The organism is Curtobacterium uvaldense (assembly GCF_028307415.1).
In the GTDB taxonomy this organism is placed as follows: domain Bacteria; phylum Actinomycetota; class Actinomycetes; order Actinomycetales; family Microbacteriaceae; genus Curtobacterium.
On sequence record NZ_JAQMHU010000051.1, the window covers coordinates 1 to 8,243 of the forward strand.

The 8,243-nt window shown below is 73.2% G+C and carries 11 protein-coding genes; 4 read left to right on the forward strand and 7 right to left on the reverse strand.

Annotation, left to right across the window (positions count from 1 at the left end; all coding sequences use genetic code 11):
- Nucleotides 1-113: 113 nt before the first annotated feature.
- The 5 genes from PIJ49_RS16575 to PIJ49_RS16595 all read right to left on the reverse strand — a co-directional run bounded on the left by PIJ49_RS16575 (nucleotide 114) and on the right by PIJ49_RS16595 (nucleotide 4,622).
- Nucleotides 114-692: a hypothetical protein gene (locus PIJ49_RS16575; protein ID WP_066651342.1), complete on the reverse strand. Its 579-nt coding sequence runs from the start codon at nucleotides 690-692 to the stop codon at nucleotides 114-116.
- A 170-nt stretch (nucleotides 693-862) separates the two neighbouring features.
- Nucleotides 863-1,648, reverse strand: a complete 786-nt coding sequence (locus PIJ49_RS16580) for an ABC transporter ATP-binding protein (RefSeq protein ID WP_271827112.1) — start codon at nucleotides 1,646-1,648, stop codon at nucleotides 863-865.
- Nucleotides 1,649-1,688: 40 nt separating this feature from the next.
- Entirely contained in the window at nucleotides 1,689-2,381 is a 693-nt protein-coding gene (locus tag PIJ49_RS16585; RefSeq protein WP_271827113.1) for a GntR family transcriptional regulator, read from the reverse strand.
- Between the two features lie 90 nt (nucleotides 2,382-2,471).
- Entirely contained in the window at nucleotides 2,472-3,449 is a 978-nt protein-coding gene (locus PIJ49_RS16590; protein ID WP_271827114.1) for an MDR family oxidoreductase, read from the reverse strand.
- A gap of 144 nt (nucleotides 3,450-3,593) precedes the next feature.
- Complete coding sequence (locus tag PIJ49_RS16595; RefSeq protein ID WP_066651350.1) at nucleotides 3,594-4,622, reverse strand: 6-phosphofructokinase; 1,029 nt, start codon at nucleotides 4,620-4,622, stop codon at nucleotides 3,594-3,596.
- A 194-nt stretch (nucleotides 4,623-4,816) separates the two neighbouring features.
- Between PIJ49_RS16595 and PIJ49_RS16600 the strand changes: the two genes are divergently transcribed.
- From PIJ49_RS16600 to PIJ49_RS16610, 3 genes are all read left to right on the forward strand, one after another.
- Entirely contained in the window at nucleotides 4,817-5,716 is a 900-nt protein-coding gene (locus PIJ49_RS16600) for a DNA-3-methyladenine glycosylase family protein (RefSeq protein ID WP_271827117.1), read from the forward strand.
- 65 nt (nucleotides 5,717-5,781) lie between these two features.
- On the forward strand, nucleotides 5,782-5,970 hold the full coding sequence (locus PIJ49_RS16605; RefSeq protein WP_058750533.1) for a hypothetical protein: 189 nt from the start codon (nucleotides 5,782-5,784) through the stop codon (nucleotides 5,968-5,970).
- Between the two features lie 102 nt (nucleotides 5,971-6,072).
- Nucleotides 6,073-6,585: a GNAT family N-acetyltransferase gene (locus PIJ49_RS16610; RefSeq protein WP_271827115.1), complete on the forward strand. Its 513-nt coding sequence runs from the start codon at nucleotides 6,073-6,075 to the stop codon at nucleotides 6,583-6,585.
- 24 nt (nucleotides 6,586-6,609) lie between these two features.
- On the opposite strand, the gene PIJ49_RS16615 is transcribed toward PIJ49_RS16610, so the two are convergent.
- Nucleotides 6,610-7,467 carry an NAD-dependent epimerase/dehydratase family protein gene (locus PIJ49_RS16615; RefSeq protein ID WP_271827116.1) on the reverse strand — a complete coding sequence of 286 codons (858 nt, stop codon included), beginning with the start codon at nucleotides 7,465-7,467 and terminating at the stop codon, nucleotides 6,610-6,612.
- 62 nt (nucleotides 7,468-7,529) lie between these two features.
- Entirely contained in the window at nucleotides 7,530-7,715 is a 186-nt protein-coding gene (locus PIJ49_RS16620) for a hypothetical protein (RefSeq protein ID WP_058729353.1), read from the reverse strand.
- 304 nt (nucleotides 7,716-8,019) lie between these two features.
- Here PIJ49_RS16620 and PIJ49_RS16625 point away from each other — a divergent pair.
- The coding region (locus tag PIJ49_RS16625) for a hypothetical protein (RefSeq protein WP_442874661.1) at nucleotides 8,020-8,243 on the forward strand (224 nt) is incomplete at its 3' end.

Here is an 8,243-nt window from a genome sequence, read left to right on the forward strand (position 1 = left end):
GGGGGGGGGGGGGGGGGGGGGGGGGGGGGGGGGGGGGGGTGGGGGGGGGGGGGGGTGGGGGGGGGGGGGGGGGGGGGGGGGGGGGGGGGGGGCCCCCGCCCCCCCGAGCCGGATCACCCCGCGACGCGCGGGAGCTTGGTCGGGGGCTGGGTGACGCCCTGCTTCCCGACCGGGGCCTTCGGCTTCGAGCTGCCAGATCCGGGGGTGCTCTTCCCCGAGTGGCGGTCGGGGTTCGCCGCCTCCTCCAGCTCCGATCCGTCGTTCGCGCTGCACCCGGCCGCGAGGAGCTGCCGAGCGCTCTCCGGCGTGATGTGTCCGTCCTTGCCGTACACCGGTGTCGGCTTCGTGCCCTTCGTGCAGGTGAAGCGGTCACCCGCCGGCTGCTGCTGGCGCTGCTGCTCGGACTGCGGCTGCTTCTTCTTCTCCGCGGGCGTGGTCGATCCGTCGTTCCCGCCCGACCCCCGCGCGCCGGACCCGGTCGAGCCCGACTTCCCGCCGGAACCCTTCGTGTCCGGCGTCCGAGGGTCCTTCCGGTCCTGTCCCTGGTTGCCGGTCTGCTGCTGCGAGGTGGTCGGCCGACCGGTCTCCGACCGGTCCGGTTCCCCGTGCGCCGTGAGCGGCGCGAGGACGACCCCACCCACGAGGGCGAGCCCGGCCGACGTGGCGAGGATGGTCTTCTTGATGGTGTTCACGATGTGCTCCGTTCGGTCGTGTCGGCGGTCTCTCCGTCGACATGAACAGTGAAGCGCTGGAACACCACATGTCACACCGTCCGGACGGACGGTTGCGCACCCCGCCGTCCGGACGACGCGGCGCACGGTTCCCCGACCAGAGGTGGATCCGGACGGGAGGCGCGGTGCGGCTACTCCGCGCGGCGCGCGTGCCAGCGGCCAGCGGTCCGCTCGATGGCCAGCGGGAATGCGAAGGCGTGCGACACCGCCTCGGACGTGACGACCTCGTCTGCCGGGCCCTGGGCCACCACGGCGCCGTCGCGCAGCAGCATCGCGTGCGAGGTCGACGCGGGCAGGTCCTCGAGGTGGTGGGTCACCATCACGCTGCCGAGGTCCGGCTGGCGCTGGCGCAGGGTGTCGACCGTCTCGAGCAGGTGCTCGCGCGCGGCGACGTCGAGTCCGGTGGCCGGCTCGTCGAGCAGCAGCAGGCGCGGTTCGCTCATCAACGCCCGGGCGATGAGGGTCCGCCCGCGTTCGCCCTGCGACAGCACCGGCCATCGGGCGTCGGCCCGTGCCGCGAGGCCGACGTCCGCGACGTGCCGTCGGGCGGTCTCGAGCTGGTCCGGCGTCGGCTCCCACCGCATCATGAGGTCCGTCGTGCCGGTCAGCCCGGTCAGGACGGTCTCGGTGACCGTCAGCGGCGACAGCATGCGGTGCCGCGGGTCGACGTGCCCGATGTGCTCGCGGAGCTCCCGCACGTCGACGCGGCCGAGCCGACGCCCGAGCAGCTCGACGGTGCCCGCGGTCGGGTGCCCGTTCGCACCGAGGACGGCGAGCAGGGTCGACTTGCCCGCGCCGTTCGGACCGAGCAGCGCCCAGTGCTCGCCGCTGCGGACGGTCAGGGCCACGTCGTGCAGCAGATCCCGCCCGGAGCGGGTGACACGGAGGGCTTCGGTTCTGAGCAGGACGTCGGTCACCCGGCCAGTCTGCCCGGTCGGGTGCCCCGGCCAGCCCGTCTCAGACGGTCGCGTCGACGTCGGCGTGCGCGTTCGCGGCGCGGATCTCCGCCATGTGCTCGGCCATCGCGCGGGACATGCCGCGGATGACGGCACCGGCGGCCTCGCCGTCGCGGGCCTTCGCCGCTGCACGGAACGAGTCGAGCCCGTGCTTGACGTCCCAGAACACGAACTCCGGCTGCCCGATGCGCACGAACTTCGCGCGGTTGACGATGCCCTCGGCGGTCTTGACGAGCAGCTCGTTGCCCGAGTGCGCGACGAGGAACGCGATGAGCGCGTCGACGTCGTCGTTCAGGGCGCGGTCCTCGGCGTCGGCGTGCTTGCGGGCCTGGTCGAGGAGCTTGCCGAGCTGCTTCACGGCGGCGTCGTCGAGGTTCGGCACGGCCCAGCGGGCGGCGAGCTCGGCGAAGCCGAAGAGCAGCTGGAACGCGTCGTCGTACTGCTCGCGGGTCGGGGACGCGACGCGCGTGTACCGGTTCGCCTCCATCTCGACGAGCCCGAAGTCGACGAGCTTCGCGATGGCCTCGCGGATCGGGGTCCGACTGACGCCGAGCCACGCGACGAGCTCGTCGTCGTTGAGGCGTTCACCGGCCTGCAGCGTGCCGTCCTGGATCGCGGCGAGCATCTTCTCGAGCACGACGTCCCGCAGGAGCTTCCGGGGGGACGACTCCACCGACGACTTGGGTACCGGCATGGCTGCTCCTCACAGGTTCGGGTGTTCCGTGTGCCAAACCTAGCGTGTCAGTTGGCAAGCGTTCGGGAAATCACCTGAGAGGGAAAAGCGTCAGCGTCGCAGGTCGACCACCGTCCGGCCGTGCACCCGTCCGGCGACCACCTCGGCGCCGATCGCCACGGCGTGCTCGAGGTCGACCGTGCGGGTGACGTCGGCGAGCAGTGCCGGGTCGAGGTCGGTCGCGAGCCGCTCCCACGCCCGCTGTCGCAGCGGCAGGGGCGCCTCGACCGAGTTGATGCCGAGCAACGACACCGCGCGCAGGATGAACGGCATCACCGACGTCGGCAGCGCGGCGTCCTGCGCCAGGCCGCACGCCGTCACCGCGCCACCCCACCTCGTCGCTGCGAGGACGTTCGCGAGCGTGGCGCCGCCGACGCTGTCCACGGCGCCGGCCCAGGTCGCGCGCTGCAGCGGCTTGCCGAGCTCGGCGATCGCTGCACGGTCGACCACGTCCGACGCGCCGAGCGCACGGAGCGAGGCCTCGTTCGCCCGCCGCCCGGTCGAGGCGGTCACGCGGTACCCGCGCGCGGCGAGCAGGGCGATCGCCACCGTGCCGACGCCGCCGGACGCCCCCGTCACGAGGACCGGCCCGTCCTCGGGGGAGACCGTCCGCTCGAGGGCGAGCACGGAGAGCATCGCGGTGAAGCCGGCGGTGCCGATCGCCGCCGCGAACGAGTCCTCGACCGTGTCCGGCAGCACGACGAGCGACCCGCTGGGCACGATGGCGTGCTCCGCCCACCCGCCGTGCCGCGTCTCGCCCAGGCCGGCGCCGTTGCACACCACGCGCTCACCGATCGCGACGTCGTGGACCCCGGGGCCGAGCGCCGACACGGTGCCGACGACGTCGATGCCCGGGACCAGCGGGTCGATCCGGGCGACGCCGGGGTTGCCCGCCAGGGCGAGCCCGTCCTTGTAGTTCACGCTCGAGTACGTGACGTCGACGCACGCCTCGCCCTCGGTGGGGTCGGGGAGGTCGACCTGCGTGATCGCGGGTGGGGTGGAACGGGAGACGAGGACTGCGCGCGTCATGGACCGGACGCTACCCCGTGCCTCCCGGCCGTCGTTCCGACCCATCGCACGGAGGATGGAAGGACGATCCGCGCATGGTGAGCAGGAAGGAACGGCCTCCTCCGCGCGGAACGGCCTCCTCCGCGCGGAACTGCGCCGCGCCGCTCAGCCGAACATGATGGCGGCCTCGTCGTACCGCGCCTGCGGGACCGTCTTGAGCTCACCCAGGGCGTCCTCGAACGACACGTGCACGATCTCCGTGCCCTGGAGCGCGACCATCCGGCCCCACCGCCCCTCGACCACGGAGTCGATCGCCGCGAGCCCGAGCCGCGTCGACAGCACCCGGTCGTACGCGGTCGGGGTCCCACCGCGCTGGATGTGCCCGAGCGTCGTGGCACGGGTCTCGATGCCCGTCATCTCCTCGATCATCGGCGCGAGACGCTCGCCGATCCCGCCCAGCCGCGGCCGCCCGAACGCGTCGAGGCCGCGCTCCGTGTGCGCGTTGTCCTCGTGGTCTGGCACGAAGCCCTCGGCGACGACCACGAGCGGCGCGCGCCCTCGGTCGTAGGCGGCACGCACCCACGCCGCGATCTGCTCCATGCTCGTCTTCTGCTCCGGGATGAGGATCGCGTGCGCACCCGCGGCCATGCCGGAGTGCAGCGCGATCCAGCCCACGTGCCGGCCCATGACCTCGGCGACCATGCAGCGCGAGTGGGACTCGCCCGTGGTGCGGAGGCGGTCCATGGCCTCGGTCGCGATCGCGACGGCGGTGTCGAAGCCGAACGTGTAGTCGGTGGCACCGAGGTCGTTGTCGACGGTCTTCGGGACGCCGACGATCCGCAGGCCCGCGTCGGTGAGGCGCTTCGCCGCGGCCAGGGTGCCCTCGCCGCCGATCGCCACGATGGCGTCGATGCCGTGCCGTCCGAGGGTCTTCGTGATGTTCTCGACGCCGCCGTTCGGCCCCTCGAAGGGGTTCGTGCGGCTGGTTCCGAGGATCGTGCCGCCCTGCTTGGCGATGCCCTGGATGTCCTTGCGACCGAGGGGCACGATGTCCCCGTCGACGACGCCCCGCCAGCCGTCGCGGAACCCGACGAACTCGTGGCCGTGGATCGCGATGCCCTTGAGCACGATGGCGCGGATGACCGCGTTGAGGCCGGGGCAGTCGCCTCCGGAGGTGAGGATGCCGATGCGCACGGAGACTCCAACGTCGTCGGGTTGCGGGGACCTCCCCATCATGTCTGACGGTGGTGTGGCATTACCATCCCCGTGTGTCCCTGCCGTCCTCCGTCGCCTCCGGTCCGTCCGGAGCGCCCGGTCGGCGGCCGGGTGGGTCCGGCCGGGGCGTCGGGTCCGGCCAGACCTCCGCTGCGGCCGTCCGGGTCGACACCGTGTACCGGCCTGGAGGCGCGGTGGACGTCCGCGCGACCCTCCGGCCCCTGCAGCGCGGTTCCGGTGACCCCGCCTTCCAGGTGGTCGGGTCCGACACGTGGCTCGCGCTGCGCACGCCGGCGGGGGCTGCCTCGGTGCTCGTGCGCCGTGCGGGCAGCGATGCCGTCGCGGTCTCCGCGTGGGGTGCCGGTGCCGCCTGGGCGGTCGAGCACGCACCGGACCTGCTCGGGCGCGGGGACGACTGGTCCGACCTCGACGTCAGCGCGCACGCCTTCCTGGCCGAGGCGCGACACCGTCAGCCGGGGTTACGGCTGCTCCGGACGAACACCGTCGTGGCGATGCTGGTGCCGGCGATCATGGAGCAGAAGGTGACCTCGCGACAGGCCTGGCGCGCGTGGCGGTACCTGCTCCGGCGCTTCGGCGAGCCGGCACCCGGTCCGGCGCCCGCGGAGATGTTCGTCCCGCCGGCCCCCGAGCAGTGGGCGCGGATCCCGAGCTGGGAGTGGCACAGGGCGGGCATCGAGCCCGGTCGCTCGGCGACGGTGATGCGGGCGGTCAAGGTCGCGCCCGCGCTCGAGCGGACGCTGGGGTTCGGTCGTGGTGGCGCGGTCGTGTCGCAGCGGCTGCAGTCGGTCCCGGGCATCGGGCAGTGGACCGCTGCCGAGACGGCGCAGCGGGCGCACGGGGACCCGGACTCGCCGAGCGTGGGCGACTACCACGTGCCGGCCCTCGTCGGGTGGGCACTGACGGGCGGCCCCGTCGACGACGACGGGATGCTCGAGCTCCTCGAGCCCTGGCGCGGGCACCGCGAGCGCATCGTCCGACTGATCGGGGGCTCCGGCTTCCGGAAGCCGACGTTCGGCCCGCGGATGACGATCCAGGACCACCGCTGGCACTGAGCCCGGACAGGGCCGGAGCAGCGACGTAGGCTCCATGTGAGAACCGATCTCACGAAGGAGGAGCCATGTCGGACCCGAACACCACCCCCGCCGCCGAGGCCGAGGAGCACCGCGTCGCCGAGCACGACGTCGCCGACCACGACCACGAGCAGGACGGCGGCGAGCACGAGACCGTCGAGCACGGCGACCACGTCGACTTCGTGCACGACGGCCACCGGCACGCCCGTCACGAGGACCACTACGACGAGCACTGAGCGGCACTGACGTGACCGGCGGCGGCCGAGAGGGGCATGGCGGAGCCGCCACGTGCCTCCCGGCCGTCGTCGGTGCGGCCTCGGGCCTCCTACGCTGGCCCGATGACGACCTCCATCCGCTCCGCTCGGCCGAGTGACGCGGACGCCGTCGAGCGGATCGAGAACGACGCCGACCTGCTGTTGGTCGACCGCCTCCGCGCCGACGTCTGGGCTCCGGCTCCACACGGCGATGCGCGGCTCGCAGAGCCCGGCTTCCTGCTCGTCGCCGAGGTCGACGGCGAGGTCGCCGGGTTCGCGCACGTCCTCGAGGTGGACGGTGTCTGCCATCTCGAACAGCTGTCGGTCCACCCGCTGCTGTCGCGGCGGGGCCTCGGCCGATCGCTCGTGGAGGCCGCGAAGGACGGAGCCCGCGAGCGTGGGTACGCACGCATCTCCCTCCGCACCTACGCGGACGTGCCGTGGAACGCGCCCTTCTACGCGACGGTCGGCTTCCTCGAGGAGGAGCCGGCCACGTCCTTCCACCGGTCGCTGCTCGAGGTCGAGGCGCAGCACGGTCTCGATCGGTACGGGCGACGGGTGCAGATGAGCGCGCCCCTCGGAGACCCACGTCCGTAGGCGCGGTGTCGGCGCCGGCGACGCCTACGGGTGCCGGGTGCCCTCGCCGGCGAGCACGGCCCGGTAGCCCTCGCGGAACGTCGGGTACCGCGGCTCCCAGCCGGTCGAGCGCAGCAGGGCGTTCGCGAGCCGCTTGTCGCCGCCTGCCTGCCGCCCCTCGGGCTCGGCGCTCGGCAGCCGCTCGACGCCGAGTTCGCACGCCAGGAACGTCAGGACGTCGTCGAGTCGGGCCGGTTCGTCGTCGGTACCGAGGTAGATCGGTGCGGGGTCGTCCACCCCCGCCAGGTGGACGAGTGCCGCGGCGGCGTCGTCCCGGTGGATGCGGTTCGTGTGGGGCGACGTGCCGAGCGACAGCCGGGCCTGCCCGGACCGCACCTGGTCGATCAGTCGCTCGCGGCCGGGCCCGTAGATGCCCGACAGCCGGACGAGCACGGCTTCGGGTGCCCGCTCCCGCAGCAGCGCCTCGGCCTCGAGCAGGACGCCGGCGGTCGGGGTGCTCGCCCGCGCCGGGGTCTCCTCGGTCACCTCGCTGCCGTCGTCGACGTCGTACACCGCGGTCGAGGACACGACGAGCAGCCGGGGTGAGGCGCCGGACGCGTCGATGCCGTCGAGCACGTTGCGCAGGCCGTCGACGTAGGTCGCGCGGTACTCGTCCACGGCACGGGAGCCGGCGGCGAAGGCGACGACGACCACGCCCGTCTCCGGGTCGATCGTCGGGACCTCGTGTCGGAGGTCGACGCTGCGGCCGGTGATCGGGGCGGGGATGCGCTCGGCGCGACGGCGGAGCCCGGTGACCGGGTGGCCGAGCGCCGCGAAGCGCAGGGCGACCTCGGTACCGAGGTCGCCGCAGCCGGCGATGACGACGGGGGAGCGGTGCTGCATGCCCTGAGCTTGTCAGGTGCGCGTCGGAGCGGCCCGAGCGCGAGGGCCCGGGCCGTCGGTCATCAGACCTGCTCGTTGTCCGGCGACTCGGGCTCGCCGCCCGAGTCGACGTCGCTGTCCTGCTGCGGGTCCTCGGTCGCGTTGCCGGTGGATGAACCGTCGGGCAGGTCCTCGGTGCGCTGGAACTCGCTCTCGGGGGCGTCCGTGGAGCCGTCGGTCGGGGTGTTCTCGTGCTGCTGGTCGCTCATGCGGCGCACGCTACGCGGGAGCGCCTCCACCGCTGTCCGGGCAGGAGTGTCCCCCGGGAGGCGACTCGGGCGCGGTGCTCGTGCGACCCGTACGGGCGCTGCGTCCCTCGGGTTTGTAACGGAGAGATAACGACTCAGAACTCGTCCAAACCCTTCGGTGGAGGGTCCCGAATCACCTGCATCAACCGGGAAACACCCGGAGCGCTCACCAGCCGCAAGTAGCTGGTTCTCCACCCCTTTCCGGGGTGTGTTCGGCGCACACACAGTGTCCGCGCCGAGCGCGACGACGAAAGGAACGCATTTCATGCGCAAGTCCCTCAAGACCTCGATCACCCTCGCCACCACCGGCGCCCTCGTCCTCGGTGGTGCCGCGTTCGGCATCAGCTCGGCGAACGCCGCGACCCCGAACGTGCAGACGGTCTCCTCCTCGTCCGAGGCGTCGAAGATCCCCGCCCCGGTCGCATCCGTGCCGGACGTCCTCGGCGGCGACACCTCCGTCGCGCTCGACAGCAGCTTCACCGACGCGCT